Here is a 19,581-nt window from a genome sequence, read left to right on the forward strand (position 1 = left end):
CGCAAGAAAAGGCAGCCCGGGCTGCCTTTTTTTTTGCCCCACGCGGATGCACAACGCTACCCCAACCCCCGCACTTCCTTACGCCCTACGTGTCTGCGCATTCCCCCAATCCCGCCCTCGTGACCCAGCGCGCCGTGCAGCGCCTGCCGCGGCTTGCGCTGCTGCTGCTCTGCGCCGCCTATGTGCTGCCGGGCGTTTTCGGGCGCGACCCCTGGAAAAATGCGGACATCACCGCCTACGGCTACATGACCAGCCTGCTGCGGGGCGAGACCTCCTGGCTGCACCCGGCCATCGCCGGCTGGGGTGGCACGGAGGGTGGTGTGCTGCCCTACTGGATTGGCGCGGCCTTCATGAAGGTGCTGACGCCCTGGATCGATCCGGCACTCGCCGCCCGCCTGCCGTTTGCCCTGCTGTTGACGGCCACGCTGGCGCTGGTCTGGTACGCCACCCTGCATCTGGCCCGCACGGAAGCAGCGCAGCCGGTGGCGTTTGCCTTTGGTGGGGAGGCGAATCCCGTGGACTACGCGCGCGCCATGGCCGACGGCGCCGTGCTCGCGCTGATGGCCAGCCTCGGCCTGCTGCAGCTCGGCCATGAAACCACGCCCGAACTGGTGCAGCTGGCGGCCACCGCCCTGCTGCTCTACGCGCTCGCCGCCAGCCCCTACCGTGTCGGCACGAGCCGGGTAGCGGCGCTGGTCGCGCTCACCGGCCTTGCCGCCAGCGGCGCGGCGACCACCGGCCTGCTGATGGGGCTGGCCGGTGCGCTGGTCTGCTGGCGATCGAGTTACGCGGAATCGCGCAAGCTGGTGCCCTGGCTGCTCGGGGCCTGCGCGCTGGCCGGCGCCATCGGCACGCTGCTGGGTGCCTGGGTCTGGCGCGTCATCCCGACCACGGACTGGTTCGCGCTGCCGAAGCTGCTGGTCTGGTTCACCTGGCCGGTGTGGCCGCTGGCGGCCTGGACACTGTGGCGCTGGCGGCGCCAGCTGCTCAAGCGGCACCTGTCGGTCCCGCTGGTGATCGGGCTCGTGGCCCTGCTGGTGAGTGCGTCCATGGGCGCGTCGGATCGGGCGCTGATGTTGTCGCTGCCCGCGCTGGCCGTGCTGGGCGCATTTGCACTGCCGACCCTGAAGCGCAGCGTCAGCGCGGCCATCGACTGGTTCTCGGTGTTCTTCTTCTCGGTGAGCGCGCTGATCATCTGGGTGATCTACGTCGCGATGCACACCGGCGTTCCGGCCCAGCCCGCGGTCAATGTCGCCCGCCTGGCGCCGGAGTTCGTGCCGCAGTTCAGCCTGCTGGCGCTGGGCATTGCGCTGGCAGGCACGGTCGCCTGGCTGGCGCTGGTGCGCTGGCGCACCGGGCACCACCGCCACGCGCTCTGGAAAAGCATGGTGCTGCCAGCCGGTGGTGTCGCGCTGAGCTGGCTGCTGCTGATGACGCTCTGGCTGCCGCTGCTGGACCATGCGCGCAGCTACCACCCACTCGTGCAGCGCCTGGCCACCCACCTGCCCGCCACCGGCTGTGTGGCGACGCAGAACGTCTCCCGCAGCCAGCTCGCCGCGCTGGAGGTGCACGGGACCTGGCGCCTGTCGCTCGATCCGCGCGCCACCGACTGCCGGTGGCTGCTGATGGGCCACCTGGAGCGCCTCAACACCCCCCAGGCACTTCAAAAAACACCCGAGATGCCCGGCTGGACCCTGGTCGCCCGCGAGCGACGCCCATCCGACCGGGACGAGGTCATGCTGGTCTATCGGCGACCGCCCTGACGGGTGCAAGCACGCGGACACGTGCCGCCGGGAAGGTGATGCGGAACACCGAACCCTTGCCCGGCTCGCTTTCCAGTTCCAGTTCGGCGCCATGGCGCTGCACCACATGCTTGACGATGGACAGGCCCAGGCCCGTGCCACCGGTTTCACGCGAGCGGCTGCCGTCGACCCGGTAGAAACGTTCGGTCAGGCGCGGCAGGTGTTCGCGGGCGATGCCGATGCCGCTGTCCCGCACTTCGAAGGTGCCTCCACCGGACGGTCGCAGCATCCAGCTCACCGCGACACGTCCACCTTCCGGCGTGTAGCGCACCGCGTTGCTGGTGAGGTTGGTCAGCGCCGAGAGCAATTCGGTGCGAATGCCCGCAATGTCGGCTGCCTGGGAACGCAGGGTGGCCTCGTCCGGGAACTGGATCAGGTGGCGCCCGCGGGACAGCCCGCGCGCCTCCACTTCGACCTGCTTCAGCAGCTCTTCCGTCGACACCCACTCGTCTGCGGACGGAGCAGGACTGCCCTCCAGTTGCGCCAGGGTCAACAGGTCGGCCACGAGGGTCTGCATGCGGTGGGTCTGCTGGCCCATCATGCCCAGCAGGCGCTGCCGTTCGGCTTCGGCCAGCGGCAGGCTGCTCAGGGTCTCGACAAAGCCCACCAGCACCGTGAGCGGCGTGCGGATCTCGTGCGACACATTGGCCACGAAGTCGCGCCGCATCGCATCGGCCTGCAGGCGTTCCGTGACGTCCTGGGTCAGCAGCAGGCGCTGGCCGGCCCCATAGGCCCGCACCAGCAGCGACAGGGACAGGCGGGACTGGTAGTTCGGCAGGCTGATCACCTCGCGGTTTTCGCCCGCCTGCAGGCCGGTCACGAACGCGGGCGAGCGCACGAGATTGGTGATGCGCTGGCCCAGATCGCGCTGGGGATCGAGCCCCAGATGGACCGCGCCGTTCTGGTTGAGCCAGATGATCTGTTCGTCGGCATCGAGCAGGACAACGCCGTTGGGCGAGGCCTCGATGGCGCGCAGGAACTCGCCCAGCCGCTGGCGCTCGGAGCGCAGGGCCGTTTCCCGCTGGCGAAGGGCCCGCTCCGTGCGGTAGGCCATCTCGCCCCAGAGCTGGCCATCGCGTGGGGCATCGCCTTCCAGGTTGCCACGCAACCAGTCGATCAGGCGCGCGGCGCGGCGCGCATCGCGCCAGCCGGACACCAGCACGCCCGCCAAGGCACCTGCCCAGGTGCCCAGCACGGGCGCTTGCAGATGCAGGCCGATCAGGCCGCCAAGCATGGCCAGGAGGCTCATGAGCAGCAGGGTCGCGAAGAGACGCCGCAGGACAAGGCTCATGGGAGGTCCTTGTAGGTCATCGAATGCAGGAAGTGAGCGCCGCCGCAGCGGCCGGACCGCGCCGTTCAGGCGGCGGCAGAGTGGGTGAGTCGATAGCCCGCGCCACGCACGGTGTCGATCAGCTGCGCGCAATGTACCGGCAACAAGGCTTCGCGCAAACGTTTGATGTGCACATCCACCGTGCGCTCCTCGATGAAGACGTGGTCACCCCAGACGCGGTCCAGCAGCTGCGAGCGGCTGTGGACGTGCTCCGGGTGCGTCATCAGGTAGTGCAGCAGCTTGAACTCGGTCGGACCGAGCCGGCACTCGGCCTCGCCACACGACACCCGGCGCGTCGAGGGATCGAGCCGCAGCCCGCCGAATTCGACGACCGCCTCGCTCGCCGTCGGCGCCCGCCGGCGCAGCACGGCGCGGATGCGCGCCAACAGCTCACCCGTGGAGAACGGCTTGACGAGGTAGTCATCGGCACCCGCATCGAGCCCGGCGACCTTGTCCCGTTCCTCGGCGCGCGCCGTCAGCATGATGATGGGCAACTCGCGGGTGCGCGGCGACTGGCGCCAGCGGCGCGTCAGCTCCACCCCGGAAGCGCCCGGCAGCATCCAGTCCAGCATGGCGAGATCGGGCAGCACGGCGTCCACCGCCGCCTGCGCCTGTTCCGCCGACGCCGCGATCACCACCTCGAAGCCCGCGTGCCGCAGGTTGATCGCGATCAGCTCGGCAATCGCCGGCTCGTCCTCGACCACCAGCACGCGCGCCATCTCAACGCACCATGTCGGCCACGGCGTCCGGCGTGTTGTGCCGCACGTCCATGCCCTTGACGATGTAGATGATCTGCTCGGCGAGGTTCTTGGCGTGGTCACCCACCCGCTCGATCGCCTTGGCGACGAACACCAGATCGATCGAGACCGAGATGGTGCGGGGGTCTTCCATCATGTAGGTGATGAGCTTGCGCAGCAGGCCGTCGAACTCGCGGTCGATCTCGTCGTCCTGGCGGATCACCTCCAGCGCCTGGTTGACGTCGAGGCGTGCGAAGGCGTCCAGCGCCTTGCGCAGCGAGGCGGTCGCCAGACTGGCCTCGACCGACACGTCCGACACCGGGAAACGCAGCCGGCCGAGCACGCCCGTCTGGACCAGTCCCCGCACCGTGCGCGCGATGCGTGCGGCCTCGTCGCCGACACGCTCCAGGTTGCCGATGGTCTTGGAGATGGCGATCAGCAAGCGCAGATCGCGCGCGGTCGGCTGTCGGCGGGCGATGATGGTGGAGAGGTCACGGTCGATCTCCATTTCCATCTGGTTCACGCGCTCTTCGGTGCGGATCACCTGCACGGCGATTTCCTCGCTGAACTGCGTCAGCGCCAGCATGGCCTGCGCCACCTGGGACTCGACCATGCCGCCCATTTCGAGCACGCGGGTGGAAATGCCGCTCAGCTCGGCGTCGAACTGGCTGGATAGATGTTTGTCCATGGTGGGTACTCCGGCGATGTAGGTATGGATGACAGACGTGGGCGTCGCAGCAACGAGTGTGCCGCGCTGGCGTCAGCCGAATCGGCCGGTGATGTAGTCCTCGGTTTCCTTTTTCCGGGGTTTCATGAAAATATCAGAGGTCGGTCCGAACTCGATCAGGTCACCGAGGTACATGTAGGCGGTGTAGTCCGAGCTGCGCGCGGCCTGCTGCATGTTGTGGGTGACGATGACCACGGTGTAGTCGCTCTTCAACTCGTCGATCAGTTCCTCGATCTTGCCGGTGGAGATCGGGTCGAGCGCCGAACACGGCTCGTCCAGCAACAGCACCTCGGGCTTGATCGCGATGCCGCGGGCGATGCACAGGCGCTGCTGCTGACCACCGGACAGGCCGGAGCCACTCTTTTCGAGCTTGTCCTTGACCTCGTTCCAGAGTGCGGCTTTTCTCAGCGCCCATTCGACCCGCTCGTCCATCTCGACACGGGGCAGATTCTCGAACAGCTTCACACCGAAGGCGATGTTGTCGTAGATCGACATCGGGAACGGTGTGGGCTTCTGGAAGACCATGCCGACGCGGGCGCGGATCAGCGAGATGTCTTCCTTGGACGTGAGGATGTTGTCCCCGTCCAGCAGGATCTCGCCCTCGGCGCGCTGCTCCGGGTACAGCTCGAACATGCGGTTGAACGTGCGCAGCAGCGTCGATTTGCCGCAGCCCGACGGGCCGATGAAGGCGGTGACCTTCTTCTCCGGGATGTCGAGGTTGATGTTCTTCAGTGCGTGGAATTTGCCGTAATAGAAGTTCAGGTTGCGAACTGCCACCTTGATCTTTTCGGCGGTGGGCGTGGCGACTTTGGCGTCCATCGGAGAATCCTCGGGTGTTCAGTGTTTGTTGCGCAGCAGGGTGCGCGCAACAATGTTCAGGGCCAGCACGCCCGCGGTGATCAGGAAGACACCGGCCCAGGCCAGCTTCTGCCAGTTCTCGTACGGACTCATGGCGAACTTGAAGATCGTCACCGGCAGGCTGGCCATCGGCTCGTTCAGATTGCTTGTCCAGAACTGGTTGGACAGTGCGGTGAACAGCAGCGGAGCGGTTTCGCCGGAAATACGGGCCACCGCCAGCAGCACACCGGTCATCACCCCGGCCCGCGCCGACTTCAGCGTGATCGACAGGATCACCTTCCACTTGGGTGTTCCCAGCGCATAGGCGGCCTCGCGCATCGCGTTCGGAATCAGGCTGAGCATGTTCTCGGTGGTTCGGATCACGACCGGAATGACGATCAGGGTCAGCGCCAGAACGCCAGCGATCGCGGAGAAGTTTTTCATCCGCGCCACCCAGGCGCTGTAGACGAACAGGCCGATCACGATGGATGGCGCCGACAGCAGGATGTCGTTGATGAAACGGGTGGTCCGGCCCAGCCAGTTGGACTGACCATACTCCGCCAGATACACCCCCGCCAGCACGCCGATCGGCGTTCCCAGCAGCGTCGCCAGACTGACCATGGTCAGCGAGCCGAAGATCGCGTTGGCCAGGCCACCAATTTCGGCCTGAGGCGGCGGCGTCATCTCGGTGAAGGTGGCCAGAGACAGCCCGCCAAACCCCAGGCGCACCGTCTCGAACAGGATCCAGATCAGCCAGAACAACCCGAATGCCATGGCGCCCAGGGACAGGGTCAGCGCCACGGCGTTGACGCGCTTGCGCTGGCGGTGCATCGCCCGCCGCGATTCAGTTGATGCAGTGGTGCTCATCAGCGCCCCTCGCCTTTCTTCAGTTGGGCCAGCAGGACCTTGGACAAGGAAAGCACGACGAAGGTGATGAAGAACAGCACCAGTCCGAGGTAGATCAGTGACGCCTGGTGCAGACCTTCACCGGCCTCGGCAAACTCGTTGGCCAGTGCCGACGTGATGCTGTTGGCCGCCTCGAACAGCGACACCGAGTTCAGCTGGTTCATGTTGCCGATCACGAAGGTGACCGCCATCGTTTCCCCGAGCGCACGCCCGAGCCCCAGCATGATGGCGCCGACCACACCGGTCTTGGTATAGGGCATCACGACCTTCCACACGACCTCCCAGGTGGTCCCACCCAAGCCATAGGCGGATTCCTTGAGCAAGGGCGGCGTCACTTCGAACACGTCACGCATCACCGACGCGATGAACGGAATGATCATGATCGCGAGAATGATGCTCGCGGAGAGAATGCCGATGCCGACCGGTGGGCCGGATACCAGATCGCTCAGCACCGGCACGCCAGCAAACACCAACTGGAGCGGTTGCTGGACGAAGCGGGCCAGGATCGGGCCGAAGACCATCAGACCCCACATGCCATAGACAATCGACGGGACGGCGGCCAGCAATTCGACCGCGATCCCCAGCGGGCGCTTCAGCCAGCCGGGTGACAACTCGGTCAGAAAGAGCGCAATGCCGAAGCTCACGGGCACCGCGATCAGCAACGCGATGAAGGACGTCATCAGCGTGCCGTAGATCATGACCAGACCGCCGTAGCGATCTTCCACAGGATCCCATTCGCTCCGCCAGAGGAAGGACAGGCCGTACTCCCGGATCGCCGGCATCGCACCAATGACCAGTGACAGGAGAATGCCCACCAGCAGGGCCAACGTCAGCCAGGCGCAGCTTTGCGCAGCGAAGGCGAACAGTTTGTCTGCCCAAGGCATGCGGACTACGGCACGAGTAACCTCGTTTCCAGATCTATCAGCCATTTTTGATGCGGTTTCCGGCGAATGAGCCGGGAGTGTAGCGGCCACGAGGACTCCTCAGGACAATCCAGCGCGCCCGGCTGATGCCAGGCGCCAGACACGGCAACGCACCCGATTGCTGGTCCGAAAACCGCAAGCGAGTGCGCGTTGGAAGCCGTGGGACTTACTTGTAGGCAATCGCCTTGCCGGAAGCGTCCTTCAGTTCAGCCCACTGCTTGCGGACCAGCGCCTTGAGCGTGTCCGGCAGCGCCACGTATTCGAGGTCGCTGGCCATCTTGTCGCCGCTGTTGTACGCCCAGTCAAAGAACTTGAGCGAGGAAGCGGCCTGGCCGGGCTTGTCCTGCAGCTTGTGCATCAGGATGAACGTGGCACCCGTGAGCGGCCACGCATCCTTGCCAGGCTGGTTGGTCAGCACCTGATAAAAGGACTTGGACCAGTCTGCACCAGCCGCGGCCGCCTTGAAGTTGGCGTCATCCGGTGCCACGAAGTTGCCGGCGGCATTCTTCAGCGTCACGTACGACATCTTGTTCTGCTTGGCGTAAGCGTATTCGACGTAGCCGATCGAGTTCGGCAGGCGCTGCACGAAGGCCGAAACGCCTTCATTGCCCTTGCCACCCGCGCCGGTCGGCCAGTTCACGGCCGTGCCTTCGCCGACCTTGGACTTCCACTCGGCATTCACCTTCGACAGATAGTTCGTGAAGATGAAGCTGGTGCCCGAGCCGTCTGCACGGCGGACCACGGCGATCGCGGCATCCGGCAGCGGCACGCCAGGATTCAGCGCCGCCAGCGCCGGATCATTCCACTTGGTGACCTTGCCGAGATAGATGTCGGCCAGCAGTTCACCGGACATCTTGATCTGGCCGGGCTGGATGCCCTTGATGTTGACCACCGGCACCACGCCGCCGATCACGGTCGGGAACTGCACCAGGCCGTCCTTGGCCAGGTCCTCGTCGCTCAGCGGCGCATCGGAGGCACCGAAGTCGACCGTCTTGCCCTTGATTTGCTTGATGCCAGCGCCGGAGCCCACCGATTGGTAGTTGATACGCGCACCCGTCGCCTTGTTGTAGGCATCCGCCCACTTGGCGTAGATCGGCGCGGGGAACGAAGCGCCAGCACCGGTAGCGTCTTGCGCGACTGCCATGCTGGCCGCAGCCGTCAGAGTCAGGGCCAGAATCGTTTGACCGATAGTGCGAATGTTCATGTAGCTTCCTCAGATGCGGACAACGGCACGTCGCCGATGGAATGAATCGTAGGTCGGTATTGTGACAAACACGTGACTCGGGCCCGCGCCCGGAAAATGCCGCCCGGCCCGTGCCGCCTGCCAGCAGCGCACACACCACAGCACCGTCATCGATTCGTCACAGTTCCCGAGAAGAATCAGCGGACTGTCCGGACCTCGGTCCGGAGCCCGAAACCCGTTGAGCGAGGAGCTTGCATGAACAAACGTCTCTGGTTGTTGGCGATGGCCGGTGTGACCGCCTGGACCCTGTCTGGCTGTGCTGCCGTGAGCGCGCCCCCCTCGATCGCCGACACGCTGGCGTCCACCCCGGAGCTGTCCACGCTCTCGCAACTCGTGAAGCAAGCCGGACTGGCCGACACCTTGAATGGCGAAGGCCCGTTCACCTTGTTCGCCCCGTCGAATGAAGCGTTCAAGGCGGTGCCCGCCAAGACCCTGGAAGCCCTCGGCAAGGACCCCGCCGCCCTGAAGGCCGTACTGTCCTACCATGTGGCGCCCACGCGCCTGCCGGCGGCCTCCATCACCAATGGCAAGGTCACGTCCCTCGAAAGCTCGCCGCTGACGACGTCACGCGCCGGTGAATTCGTGACCATCGAAGATGCACTGGTCACCCGTGCAGACATCGTTGCACGCAATGGCATCGTCCACATCGTGGACCGCGTGCTGATGCCGCCGAAGCGCTGATCCACTCGGAACAGCGGCCCGCAAGGCAACAAAAAACCCGGCATCGCTGCCGGGTTTTTTGTTGGATGGAACAGCTGCTTCAGGCTCAGGCCTTGAGCGTGTCCGCCAGCCGCTGCGCGCAGCGACGGGCCACTTCCGCGTCCTGCGCTTCCACCATCACCCGCAGCAAGGGCTCCGTTCCCGACGCACGAATCAGCACGCGGCCCGTGTCGCCGAGTTCCGCAGTGATGCGCTTCTCCTCCGCGAACAGTGCCTGGTTGCTCTTCCAGTCCTGACCGGGCGCGAGTCGAACATTCAGCAGCGTCTGCGGGAACAGAACGACTCCCTCCAGCAGATCGGCCAGGGAGCGGCAGGCCCGCTGCTGCGCCTGCAGGACCTGCAAGGCGCTGACGATGCCGTCACCGGTGGTGTGGCGGTCAAGGGCCAGCAGGTGGCCGGAACCTTCGCCGCCGAGCTGCCAGCCGCGCCGCGTCAGTTCTTCGAGAATGTAGCGATCGCCCACCTTGGCACGCACGAATTCGATGCCGCGGCGCTTGATGGCGACTTCCACGGCCATGTTCGTCATCAGCGTGCCGACGACACCCGGCACCTGCTCACCGTGCGCCAGCCGGTCCACCACCATGGCGTAGAGCAGTTCATCCCCGTTGTAGAGGCGACCGGCACCATCGACCACCTGCAGGCGGTCGGCGTCCCCATCCAGTGCGATGCCATAGTCGGCGCGGTGCAGCTTGACCGCATCGACCAGTGCCTGCGGCGACGTGGCGCCGACACCGTCGTTGATGTTGTAGCCATCCGGCTCGCAGCCGATGCGGATGACTTCGGCGCCCAGTTCGTGGAACACATCCGGGGCGATGTGGTAGGCGGCACCGTTGGCACCGTCCACGACGATCTTCAGGCCCTTGAGCGACAGATCGTTCGAGAAGGTCGACTTGCAGAACTCCAGATAGCGCCCAGGCGCATCGTTCAGCCGGCGCGCCCGGCCCAGGGAACTGGAGTCGGCCCAGAGCGGCTCTGCGGCCAATGCAGCTTCGACTTCTTCTTCCCACGCGTCCGGCAGCTTTTCGCCGCGTGCCGAGAAGAACTTGATGCCGTTGTCGGCATACGGATTGTGCGAGGCACTGATGACCACGCCCAGGCTGAGCCGCAGCGCCCGGGTCAGGTAGGCCACGCCCGGGGTGGGCAGCGGGCCAGTCAGCATCACGTCCACGCCCGCCGAATTGAGACCGGCTTCCAGCGCCGATTCCAGCATGTAGCCAGAAATGCGCGTGTCCTTGCCGATCAGGACCACCGGACGCTCATGGGTGGCTCGCAATACCCTGCCAACGGCATTGCCAAGCCGAAGCACAAAATCCGGCGTGATCGGATAAGTCCCGACAGCGCCACGAATTCCATCCGTCCCAAAATACTTTCTGCTCATTTCGATCCCGTGAGGCAATTTCCGATGAATCGCCCATGTTACCCAGCCTTGCCAGCATTTCCTTAATGCCAGACCCGGTCTGCAGCCATGCGTCACAGCAAACCGGCGGCTCTCCACACTTTGAGAGCATCCATTGTTGCGTCCACGTCATGGACGCGAAGGATGCGTGCGCCGCACTGCGCCGCGGCGAGGGCCGCCGCCACACTGGCGCACAGCCGATCCGCCACCGGCTTGCCAGTGACCGCGCCAAGCGATGACTTGCGCGACCAACCCGCCAGCACGGGATGTCCAAGATCCAGCAAGGCCTGCTGCCCCCGCACCAGCGCGAAGTTGTCTTCCACCCGCTTGCCAAATCCGATGCCTGGATCGAGCACGATGCGCTGGCGATCGACACCGCGTTCGGTCAGCGCATGGACCCGTTCCGCCAGGAAATCTCGCACTTCGGACACCACATCGACATGCGAGGGCGCGGCCTGCATGGTCGACGGCTGGCCGGACATGTGCATCAGGCAGATGCCACATTGCGGGTGACCGGCCACCACGTCCAGGGCACCTGCGGCACCGAGCGCTCGGATGTCGTTGATGATGTCCGCACCCAGGTCCAGTGCCCGCTGCATGACCTCCGGCTTGCAGGTGTCGATCGACAGCGGCACGCCCAGCGAGAGCGCCGCCCGCAGCACCGGCTCGATGCGCTGCCACTCCTGCTCCGCGGAAATCGACTCGGCACCCGGTCGACTCGACTCGCCACCGATGTCCAGCAGGTCCGCACCCTGTCGCAGCAAGGTTTCGCAGTGCTCCAGCGCCAAGGAGGCGGAAGAGCGCCCCCCATCAAAAAACGAATCTGGCGTGACATTGACAATCCCCATCACCCGCACGGCGCCCAGGTCGATCTGGTAACGGCTGGTGGACCAGATGCGGCTGGCGGGGCGGGATGGGCTGGTGGAGGAACGCATCACGAGGCGCCTTGTTCGGATCGAAGCCACAAATACAAAACGGGGCTTGCGCCCCGTTTCTGGATTCAGTTCTGATTTCAGTGTCGGCGCACGACCGGATCAGGCGGGTGCAGTCGCATTGCCCGAACTGATGGACGGCGGATTCGACGGCCCGCCCGGCGGCTTGTTGACCGACGGGACCCAGTCCTTGGGCGGCTTCGGAGGACGGCCGTTCATGATGTCCTCGATCTGGTCTGCATCGATGGTTTCCCACTCCAGCAGCGCCTGCGCCATCACGTGCATCTTGTCCTGGCTTTCCTCGATCAGGCGACGGGCCAGCGCGTACTGGTTGTCGATGATGCGACGGATCTCGGAGTCGACCTTCTGCATGGTCTGCTCGGACATGTTGGTGGTCTTGGTCACCGAACGGCCAAGGAAGACTTCGCCTTCATTGTCCGCATAGACCATCGGACCCAGCGCGTCGGTCATGCCGTAGCGCGTCACCATGTCGCGGGCGATCTGGGTGGCACGCTCGAAGTCGTTGCTGGCGCCGGTGGTCATCTGGTGCATGAACACCTCTTCCGCGATCCGACCGCCGAAGAGCACGGAAATCGTCGACAACATGCGGTCCTTGTCCAGACTGTAGCGATCGCCTTCAGGCAGTTGCATCGTCACACCGAGCGCACGACCACGCGGAATGATCGTCACCTTGTGCACCGGATCCGTCTTGGGCAGCAGGCGCGCGACCAGCGCATGACCCGCCTCGTGGTAGGCCGTGTTGCGGCGCTCCTCCTCCGGCATGATCATGGACTTCCGCTCGGGGCCCATCATGATCTTGTCCTTGGCCTTCTCGAAGTCGACCATCTCCACGACCCGGCCATTGCGGCGGGCAGCGAACAGGGCGGCTTCATTGACCAGATTGGCCAGATCAGCACCGGAGAAACCCGGTGTGCCACGCGCCAGGATGTCGGCGCGGATGTCCTGCCCGATCGGGATCTTGCGCATGTGCACGTTCAGGATCTGCTCGCGACCACGCACGTCCGGCAGCGTCACATAGACCTGACGGTCGAAGCGACCAGGACGCAGCAGGGCCGGATCCAGAATGTCCGGGCGGTTCGTGGCTGCCACGACGATCACGCCGAGGTTGGTCTCGAAGCCGTCCATCTCGACCAGCATCTGGTTGAGGGTCTGCTCGCGCTCGTCATTGCCGCCACCCAGGCCAGCACCACGGTGGCGACCGACCGCGTCGATTTCGTCGATGAAGATGATGCACGGAGCGTTCTTCTTGGCCTGCTCGAACATGTCGCGCACACGGGCTGCGCCGACACCGACAAACATTTCCACGAAGTCCGAACCGGAGATCGAGAAGAACGGCACCTTCGCTTCACCAGCGATGGACTTCGCCAGCAGGGTCTTGCCGGTTCCCGGAGGGCCGACCATCAGCACACCACGGGGAATGCGGCCACCAAGCTTCTGGAACTTCTGGGGATCCTTGAGGAAGTCCACCAGTTCCTTGACTTCTTCCTTGGCCTCGTCGCAACCAGCCACGTCGGCGAAGGTCACCGAGTTGTTGGTGTCGTCGAGCATGCGAGCGCGGCTCTTGCCGAAGCTGAAAGCCCCGCCCTTGCCGCCGCCTTGCATCTGGCGCATGAAGTAGACCCACACGCCGATCAGCAGCAGCATCGGACCCCAGGAAACCAGCAGGCTCGTCAGCAACGAGGGCTCGTCACGCGGCCTGACACGGAACTTGATGCCATTGCTGATGAGGTCGCCAACCAGACCGCGGTCCAGATAGGTGGCGGTGGTGCGGATCTTCTTGTCGTCCGTCGTCAGCGCTTCGATCTCGGCACCGCCCGGGTTTTCCTGCAGCACCACCTCGCGAATGCGCTTGGAACGCACCTCTTCAAGGAACTCGGAGTACCCGATCTGGTTACCGGCCGTGGCCGTGCGGTCAAACTGCTTGAAAACAGTGAACAGCACCAACGCTATCACCAGCCACACAGCTACTTTGGAGAACCATTGATTGTTCACCGCGGCTCCTTATTTGATTCGAACACGCCCCAGATCGGGGCCTTGCGTGCCGCTTGGTACGCACCTACGCGGTAGATGGGGCCGATTCTAGTGCAGTCAACCCCCCGGCAAGCTGATGTTTGACGGGCAACCCTGCCCTTGAACAGGGCGGGCGTGCACTCTCTCACCTGAAATCAGCTTCTCTTGTCGGCATGTTTCAGCCCCAGACCGACCAGAAAGGTTTCCGCCGATTTGTCCCGAGACGCCTTGGGCTTGATCGGCTTGACGACCCGGAAATGGTCCTTGAACAACTGTACCAGCTGGCTATAGCCACTGCCGTGGAACACCTTGCACACCAGTACACCATCCGGGCGCAGATGGGCCTGCGCAAACTCGATGGCAAGCTCGATCAGGTGGGCAATGCGGGCAGCGTCCGACACCTCGATACCGGACAGGTTCGGCGCCATGTCCGAGACCACCACGTCGACGGAACGCCCACCCAGCACATCCACCAGTTGCTGCAGCACCGCGTCCTCGCGGAAGTCGCCCTGGATGAAGCGCACGCCCTCGATCGGCTCGAAATCCAGCAGGTCGAGCGCAATGATGGTCCCGTTGAGTTCCCCGGCAGCAGCGCCGCCGATGCCAGCCTCCTTCGGCGCGAAACGACGGCGCAGGTACTGGCTCCAGGCACCCGGACAGGCCCCCAGATCGACCACCACCTGACCCGGCCGGAACAGGTGGAAGGTCTCGTCGATTTCCTTGAGCTTGTAGGCGGCGCGGGCGCGGTAACCGTCGCGTTTGGACTGCCGGACGTAGGGATCGGTCAGGTGCTCGTTGAGCCACGCCTTGTTGATCTTCTTGCTTTTACTGTCGATCTTCATATCGCAACGATAATAGCGGCATGGCTGCCATCCAATTGACTCCGGCCCAGCGCAAGGAACACCGCGCTGAGGCCCACCACCTCGACCCCGTCGTCATGATCGGGTCCGAAGGACTCACTCCTGCCGTTCTCAAGGAGATCGACTCTGCCCTCAATGCCCACGGACTGATCAAGGTCCGTGTCTTCAGCGACGACCGCGCGGCGCGTGAAGCCCTGCTGGCGTCGCTGTCCGATGAACTGGAGGCTGCGCCGATCCAGCACATCGGCAAGCTGCTGGTGCTCTGGCGCCCGCTGCCGGCCAAGGAAGAGCGTCCAGGCTCGCCCGATCGGCGCGCTTCGGCACCCCGCGTGGTGAAGCTGCTGACGTTCTCCAAGAGCGGCTCGCAGCGCGCCCAGGTGAAGAAGCTCACCATCTTCGGCAATCAGCGCCTGACCGTCGGCGGCATCGTCAAGCGGTCCAAGAAGCGCCTGATCGGCACCAAGAAACGCGCGCAGAGCAGCGAATAAGCCCCACCGGGACCACACGCCCGCATCCGTCGTTGACGCCAAAGACCCCGAAGCCGGGGTCTTTGCGTTTCTTACCGCGCGTAACGCTTTCAGCCGCGCAATCAGGTCGTTCCGGCGCCGCGCCAGACCAGCGCCAGCAACAGAAGGCCCTTCAGCACGAACATCACGCTGGAAATGCCGTGCAAGGCGCCAAAGCTCAGGCGTCCCTGCCCCGCACGGGCCGCCTCCATCATCGGCTGCAGCGCAAAATACCCCAGCACGGTGCAGAACAGCGCACCCAGCACCAGCAGCAGATTCATCGACAGCATCGAGCCCTGCCCTGCCCGCATCCGCAGGGAGGCCAGCCGCCGCTCGATCAGGAACAGCGCCGCGGCCAGGCCCAGCGCCGCATAGGCTTCGATGCGGAACATGTTGCCCGCCAGTCGCCCGGCTTCCACACGCTCCAGCCCTGCAAACAGCACCGGTGCCGCCACGGCGGCCAGGGTCACCACCAGCCCCAGCCACAAGGCCGCCAGCACCGTCCGGAATCGACTCAGCATCATCGACCGCCGGATCAGGTGTAGCGCACTTCGATGATCTCGTAGTTCTTCGCGCCACCCGGCGCGTTCACCACCGCCACGTCTCCAGCTTCCTTGCCGATCAGTGCGCGGGAGATCGGGGAGCCGACCGAGATGCGCCCGAACTTGATGTCCGCCTCGTCCTCGCCCACGATCTGGTAGGTCACGGCATCGCCCGACTCTTCCTCCTCGAGATCGACGGTGGCGCCGAACACGATCCTCCCGCCCGCATTGAGCGTGCTGGGATCGATCACCTGCCCGACCGCCAGCTTGCCTTCGACTTCCAGGATGCGGCCTTCGATGAAGCCCTGCTTGTCCTTGGCCGCTTCGTACTCGGCGTTCTCGGACAGGTCACCTTGCGCACGGGCCTCGGAGATCGCATTGATCACCCAGGGCCGCTCCACGGTCTTGAGGCGGTGCAGCTCGGCCTTGAGCAGCTCGGCGCCGCGCTTGGTCAACGGAATCGTGGCCATGGTTCTTCTAACTCGATAGTCGATTGCAGGGACAAAAACGAGCCGCCGCCAGCTTCCCTGCGGAAGGCCGGCGGCGGCGGCAGATCAAGGCGCGGAGTTTAGATCAGTTCGGCATGCAACTCTTGCAGGGAGACCACCGAGAGCCCGTCCTGGTGCTTGAGCGCTTCGGTCGCGGCCTCGCAGCCGGCCATCGTCGTGTAGTAGGTCACCCGGTTGGCCAGCGCAGCGGTGCGGATGTGGCGTGAATCGGCAATCGCCGTGCGCGTCTCGTCCACCGTCGTGAAGACGAGCTGGATGTCGCCGGACTTGATGATGTCGGCGATGTGCGGACGGCCATCCTTGACCTTGTTGACGACCTTGACCGGGATGCCAGCCGCCGAGATGGCGCCCGCCGTGCCCTTGGTCGCCACGATGCCGAAGCCCAGCGCATGCAGGTCACGGGCGATCGCCACGGCGCGCGGATGGTCCTTGGTCTTGACCGAAAGCACGACGTTGCCACTGCGCGGCAGGCGCGAGCCGGCGCCAAGCTGGCTCTTGAGCATGGCCTCTGCGAAGGTCTTGCCCACGCCCATGACTTCGCCGGTCGAACGCATTTCCGGGCTGAGGATCGGGTCCACGCCAGGGAACTTGTTGAACGGGAAAACGGCTTCCTTGACGCTGAAGTACGGCGGAACGACCTCGTGCGGCATATGGCCGTTCGGATCCTTCTGCTCGGCCAGCAACTGCCCGGCCATGCAGCGCGCGGCAATCTTGGCCAGCGGCTGGCCGGTCGCCTTCGACACGAAAGGCACGGTGCGCGAAGCCCGCGGGTTCACTTCCAGCACGTAGACGGTGCAGGCATCGAGCCCGGCCGTCACATCACCCTGGATGGCGAACTGCACGTTCATCAGGCCGACCACCTTCAGCGCCCGGGCCATCAGCGCGGTCTGGCGGCGCAACTCGTCCTGCAGCACAGCCGACAGCGTGTACGGCGGCAGCGAACAGGCCGAGTCACCGGAGTGAACCCCCGCCTGCTCGACGTGCTCCATGATCCCGCCGATCATCACCGCGCCGCTGGCGTCGGCGATGCAGTCCATGTCGACTTCGACCGCGTCATCCAGGAAGCGGTCCAGCAGCACCGGCGACTTGTCGGAGACACGCACCGCTTCGCGCATGTAGCGCTCCAGGTCCTTGTCGCCGTGCACGATTTCCATCGCGCGGCCACCCAGCACATAGCTCGGGCGCACGACCAGCGGATAGCCGATCTCGTTGGCCAGCGCCAGCGCGGCCTCTTCGGTGCGCGCGGTGCGGTTCGGCGGCTGCTTCAGGCCGACGGCGTGCAGCAGCTGCTGGAAACGCTCGCGGTCTTCGGCCACGTCGATCGAGTCCGGGCTGGTGCCGATGATGGGCACGCCGTTGGCTTCCAGATCGAGTGCCAGCTTCAGCGGGGTCTGGCCGCCGTACTGCACGATCACGCCGACCGGCTTTTCCTTGTCCACGATCTCCAGCACGTCTTCGAGCGTCACCGGCTCGAAGTACAGGCGGTCGGAGGTGTCGTAGTCGGTGGAGACGGTTTCCGGGTTGCAGTTGACCATGATGGTCTCGTAACCGTCTTCACGCAGGGCCAGGGCGGCGTGCACGCAGCAGTAGTCGAACTCGATGCCCTGGCCGATGCGGTTCGGCCCGCCGCCGAGGATCATGATCTTGTCGCGGTTCGACGGCGCCGCCTCGCACTCTTCCTCGTAGGTCGAATACATATAGGCGGTGTCGCTGGCGAACTCGGCGGCGCAGGTGTCGACGCGCTTGTACACCGGCAGCACTTTGAGCTTGTGGCGGTGGCTGCGCAGGCTCTTCTCGGAGACGCCGAGCAGCTTGGCCAGACGGATGTCGGAGAAACCCTTGCGCTTGAGCTTGTACATCAGGTCGCGGTCGATGCTGACCAGACCCAGGGTCTTGATCTTTTCCTCGTCCTTGACCAGGTCTTCGATCTGCACCAGAAACCACTCGTCGATGCGGGTCAGCTCGAACACTTCGGCAACGGTCTTGCCGGCACGGAAGGCGTCAGCCAGGTACCAGATGCGATCGGCACCCGGCACGATCAGTTCGCGCTTGAGGGTGCTTTCAGCCTCCGGGTCGTTCAGGTCGAGCATCGGATCGAAGCCGGACACACCGACTTCCAGACCGCGCAGGGCTTTCTGCATGGATTCCTGAAAGGTGCGGCCGATGGCCATGACTTCGCCGACCGACTTCATCTGGGTGGTCAGGCGCGCATCGGCCTTGGGGAATTTTTCGAAGGCGAAACGCGGGATCTTGGTCACCACGTAGTCGATGGCCGGCTCGAACGAGGCCGGGGTGCGGCCACCGGTGATGTCGTTGGACAGCTCGTCGAGGGTGTAACCCACCGCCAGCTTGGCGGCGATCTTGGCGATCGGGAAGCCTGTTGCCTTCGAAGCCAGCGCTGACGAACGCGACACGCGTGGGTTCATCTCGATAACGATCTGTCGGCCGTCGACGGGGTTAACGGCGAACTGCACGTTCGAGCCACCCGTTTCGACGCCGACACGGCGGATGCAAGCAATGGCTGCATCGCGCATCTGCTGATACTCGACGTCGGTGAGTGTCTGAATTGGCGCCACGGTGATCGAGTCGCCGGTGTGTACGCCCATCGGGTCGAAATTCTCAATGCCGCAGATGATCACGCAGTTATCGGCGTGGTCGCGCATTACTTCGAGCTCGTATTCCTTCCAACCGACGATCGATTCCTCAACGAGAATCTCACTGATCGGGCTGGCTTCGATACCGGACGCTGCGAGCTTCTCGAACTCTTCGACCGAGTAGGCAATGCCGGTACCGCGTCCGCCAAGGATATAGGCGGGGCGGATCATGGTCGGGAGGCCAATCTCGGCCATTGCAACTCGGGCCTCGTCCATGTTGTGAGCGATCCGCGAGCGGCACGATTCGAGGCCGATTTCGGTCATCGCAATCTTGAACTTCCCGCGGTCTTCAGCGGTAGCGATCGCCTCAGCGTTCGCGCCGATCATCTCCGGCTTTCCCGGGACGCCGATCAGGCCACGCTCAAAGAGCTCCATGGCAATGTTCAAGCCGGTCTGGCCGCCGAGCGTCGGCAGCACCGCATCGGGCTGTTCCCGGTCGATGATTGCTGAGAGCACTTCCCATGTGAGCGGCTCGATGTAAGTCGCATCAGCGAAGTCCGGATCGGTCATGATTGTCGCCGGGTTCGAGTTGGCCAGAATGACGCGGTAGCCCTCTTCTTTGAGGACGCGGCAGGCCTGGGTACCTGAATAGTCGAACTCGCAGGCCTGGCCAATGACGATCGGCCCGGAGCCGATGATGAGGATTGATTCGATGTCATTACGCCGGGGCATCAGACGCCAGCCTTCCGGTTGGTCGGGGCGGCATTGGCCGCGATCATGTCGGCGAATTGGCCGAACAGGTAGTTCGCATCGTGCGGGCCGGGGTTGGCTTCGGGGTGGTGCTGGACACTGAACGCCTGCTCGCCGTTGACCTGCAGCCCTTCGCAGACTCCGTCGTTCAGGTTGACGTGCGTCATTTCAGCAATACCACTGAGTGAGTCAGGATCGACGGCGAAGTTGTGATTCTGGCTGGTGATCTCGACCTT

General features: G+C 64.6%; 17 protein-coding genes and 1 pseudogene. 3 read left to right on the forward strand and 15 right to left on the reverse strand.

Annotation, left to right across the window (positions count from 1 at the left end):
* The first annotated feature begins 119 nt into the window (after nt 1-119).
* Nucleotides 120-1,763, forward strand: a complete 1,644-nt coding sequence (locus tag AABN02_RS15625) for a hypothetical protein (RefSeq protein WP_338415849.1) — start codon at nt 120-122, stop codon at nt 1,761-1,763.
* Here AABN02_RS15625 and phoR read toward each other — a convergent pair.
* The 7 genes from phoR to pstS all read right to left on the reverse strand — a co-directional run bounded on the left by phoR (nt 1,735) and on the right by pstS (nt 8,466).
* Entirely contained in the window at nt 1,735-3,093 is a 1,359-nt protein-coding gene (phoR, locus tag AABN02_RS15630) for a phosphate regulon sensor histidine kinase PhoR (RefSeq protein WP_338415850.1), read from the reverse strand. The genes AABN02_RS15625 and phoR overlap by 29 nt on opposite strands.
* Before the next feature lie 65 nt (nt 3,094-3,158).
* The gene (gene phoB / locus AABN02_RS15635) at nt 3,159-3,851 is read right to left on the reverse strand and encodes a phosphate regulon transcriptional regulator PhoB (RefSeq protein ID WP_338415851.1); all 693 of its coding nucleotides are present in this window, start codon (nt 3,849-3,851) and stop codon (nt 3,159-3,161) included.
* Nucleotide 3,852: 1 nt separating this feature from the next.
* Entirely contained in the window at nt 3,853-4,557 is a 705-nt protein-coding gene (gene phoU, locus AABN02_RS15640) for a phosphate signaling complex protein PhoU (RefSeq protein ID WP_338415852.1), read from the reverse strand.
* Between the two features lie 72 nt (nt 4,558-4,629).
* On the reverse strand, nt 4,630-5,415 hold the full coding sequence (gene pstB, locus AABN02_RS15645) for a phosphate ABC transporter ATP-binding protein PstB (RefSeq protein WP_338415853.1): 786 nt from the start codon (nt 5,413-5,415) through the stop codon (nt 4,630-4,632).
* A gap of 18 nt (nt 5,416-5,433) precedes the next feature.
* The gene (gene pstA / locus AABN02_RS15650) at nt 5,434-6,300 is read right to left on the reverse strand and encodes a phosphate ABC transporter permease PstA (protein ID WP_338415854.1); all 867 of its coding nucleotides are present in this window, start codon (nt 6,298-6,300) and stop codon (nt 5,434-5,436) included.
* Nucleotides 6,300-7,268 carry a phosphate ABC transporter permease subunit PstC gene (gene pstC / locus AABN02_RS15655; protein ID WP_338415866.1) on the reverse strand — a complete coding sequence of 323 codons (969 nt, stop codon included), beginning with the start codon at nt 7,266-7,268 and terminating at the stop codon, nt 6,300-6,302. Before pstC ends, pstA begins: the two co-directional genes overlap by 1 nt.
* Before the next feature lie 160 nt (nt 7,269-7,428).
* A complete protein-coding gene (gene pstS / locus AABN02_RS15660) occupies nt 7,429-8,466 on the reverse strand; it encodes a phosphate ABC transporter substrate-binding protein PstS (RefSeq protein WP_338415855.1) in 1,038 nt (345 codons plus the stop codon).
* A 234-nt stretch (nt 8,467-8,700) separates the two neighbouring features.
* On the opposite strand from pstS, the gene AABN02_RS15665 reads away from it, so the two are divergent.
* Nucleotides 8,701-9,186 carry a fasciclin domain-containing protein gene (locus tag AABN02_RS15665; RefSeq protein ID WP_338415856.1) on the forward strand — a complete coding sequence of 162 codons (486 nt, stop codon included), beginning with the start codon at nt 8,701-8,703 and terminating at the stop codon, nt 9,184-9,186.
* 85 nt (nt 9,187-9,271) lie between these two features.
* Here the strand turns inward: AABN02_RS15665 and glmM are convergent, their stop codons facing one another.
* The 4 genes from glmM to AABN02_RS15685 all read right to left on the reverse strand — a co-directional run bounded on the left by glmM (nt 9,272) and on the right by AABN02_RS15685 (nt 14,426).
* Complete coding sequence (gene glmM / locus AABN02_RS15670; protein WP_338415867.1) at nt 9,272-10,603, reverse strand: phosphoglucosamine mutase; 1,332 nt, start codon at nt 10,601-10,603, stop codon at nt 9,272-9,274.
* 92 nt (nt 10,604-10,695) lie between these two features.
* Nucleotides 10,696-11,556: a dihydropteroate synthase gene (gene folP, locus AABN02_RS15675; RefSeq protein ID WP_338415857.1), complete on the reverse strand. Its 861-nt coding sequence runs from the start codon at nt 11,554-11,556 to the stop codon at nt 10,696-10,698.
* 99 nt (nt 11,557-11,655) lie between these two features.
* Nucleotides 11,656-13,566: an ATP-dependent zinc metalloprotease FtsH gene (gene ftsH / locus AABN02_RS15680; protein ID WP_338415858.1), complete on the reverse strand. Its 1,911-nt coding sequence runs from the start codon at nt 13,564-13,566 to the stop codon at nt 11,656-11,658.
* Between the two features lie 173 nt (nt 13,567-13,739).
* Nucleotides 13,740-14,426 (reverse strand): RlmE family RNA methyltransferase, encoded by a 687-nt coding sequence (locus AABN02_RS15685; RefSeq protein WP_338415859.1) that lies wholly within the window; start codon nt 14,424-14,426, stop codon nt 13,740-13,742.
* A gap of 20 nt (nt 14,427-14,446) precedes the next feature.
* Between AABN02_RS15685 and AABN02_RS15690 the strand changes: the two genes are divergently transcribed.
* On the forward strand, nt 14,447-14,932 hold the full coding sequence (locus AABN02_RS15690; RefSeq protein WP_338415860.1) for a YhbY family RNA-binding protein: 486 nt from the start codon (nt 14,447-14,449) through the stop codon (nt 14,930-14,932).
* A 101-nt stretch (nt 14,933-15,033) separates the two neighbouring features.
* Here the strand turns inward: AABN02_RS15690 and AABN02_RS15695 are convergent, their stop codons facing one another.
* From AABN02_RS15695 to AABN02_RS15710, 4 genes and pseudogenes are all read right to left on the reverse strand, one after another.
* Nucleotides 15,034-15,471: a DUF4149 domain-containing protein gene (locus AABN02_RS15695; protein WP_338415861.1), complete on the reverse strand. Its 438-nt coding sequence runs from the start codon at nt 15,469-15,471 to the stop codon at nt 15,034-15,036.
* 14 nt (nt 15,472-15,485) lie between these two features.
* Nucleotides 15,486-15,962 carry a transcription elongation factor GreA gene (gene greA, locus AABN02_RS15700; RefSeq protein ID WP_338415862.1) on the reverse strand — a complete coding sequence of 159 codons (477 nt, stop codon included), beginning with the start codon at nt 15,960-15,962 and terminating at the stop codon, nt 15,486-15,488.
* 98 nt (nt 15,963-16,060) lie between these two features.
* Nucleotides 16,061-19,327, reverse strand: coding sequence for a carbamoyl-phosphate synthase large subunit (carB, locus tag AABN02_RS15705; protein WP_338415863.1), 3,267 nt, complete (start codon nt 19,325-19,327; stop codon nt 16,061-16,063).
* Nucleotides 19,327-19,581 (reverse strand): annotated as a pseudogene (locus AABN02_RS15710) (carbamoyl-phosphate synthase small subunit); the annotation flags it as partial. The pseudogene AABN02_RS15710 and the gene carB, both read right to left, overlap by 1 nt.

Origin of the sequence: uncultured Sphaerotilus sp., from assembly GCF_963924895.1 — a bacterium.
Taxonomy (GTDB): Bacteria; Pseudomonadota; Gammaproteobacteria; order Burkholderiales; family Burkholderiaceae_C; genus Sphaerotilus.

Bases quoted from the DNA above. Each gene is read 5' to 3' on its own strand.
- carB (WP_338415863.1), bottom strand. From the start codon at position 19,327: ATGCCCCGGCGTAATGACATCGAATCAATCCTCATCATCGGCTCCGGG.
- greA (WP_338415862.1), bottom strand. From the start codon at position 15,962: ATGGCCACGATTCCGTTGACCAAGCGCGGCGCCGAGCTGCTCAAGGCC.
- AABN02_RS15665 (WP_338415856.1), top strand. From the start codon at position 8,701: ATGAACAAACGTCTCTGGTTGTTGGCGATGGCCGGTGTGACCGCCTGG.
- AABN02_RS15690 (WP_338415860.1), top strand. From the start codon at position 14,447: ATGGCTGCCATCCAATTGACTCCGGCCCAGCGCAAGGAACACCGCGCT.
- pstA (WP_338415854.1), bottom strand. From the start codon at position 6,300: ATGAGCACCACTGCATCAACTGAATCGCGGCGGGCGATGCACCGCCAG.
- glmM (WP_338415867.1), bottom strand. From the start codon at position 10,603: ATGAGCAGAAAGTATTTTGGGACGGATGGAATTCGTGGCGCTGTCGGG.
- AABN02_RS15695 (WP_338415861.1), bottom strand. From the start codon at position 15,471: ATGCTGAGTCGATTCCGGACGGTGCTGGCGGCCTTGTGGCTGGGGCTG.
- phoU (WP_338415852.1), bottom strand. From the start codon at position 4,557: ATGGACAAACATCTATCCAGCCAGTTCGACGCCGAGCTGAGCGGCATT.
- pstS (WP_338415855.1), bottom strand. From the start codon at position 8,466: ATGAACATTCGCACTATCGGTCAAACGATTCTGGCCCTGACTCTGACG.
- phoR (WP_338415850.1), bottom strand. From the start codon at position 3,093: ATGAGCCTTGTCCTGCGGCGTCTCTTCGCGACCCTGCTGCTCATGAGC.
- folP (WP_338415857.1), bottom strand. From the start codon at position 11,556: ATGCGTTCCTCCACCAGCCCATCCCGCCCCGCCAGCCGCATCTGGTCC.
- pstC (WP_338415866.1), bottom strand. From the start codon at position 7,268: ATGGCTGATAGATCTGGAAACGAGGTTACTCGTGCCGTAGTCCGCATG.
- pstB (WP_338415853.1), bottom strand. From the start codon at position 5,415: ATGGACGCCAAAGTCGCCACGCCCACCGCCGAAAAGATCAAGGTGGCA.
- phoB (WP_338415851.1), bottom strand. From the start codon at position 3,851: ATGGCGCGCGTGCTGGTGGTCGAGGACGAGCCGGCGATTGCCGAGCTG.
- AABN02_RS15685 (WP_338415859.1), bottom strand. From the start codon at position 14,426: ATGAAGATCGACAGTAAAAGCAAGAAGATCAACAAGGCGTGGCTCAAC.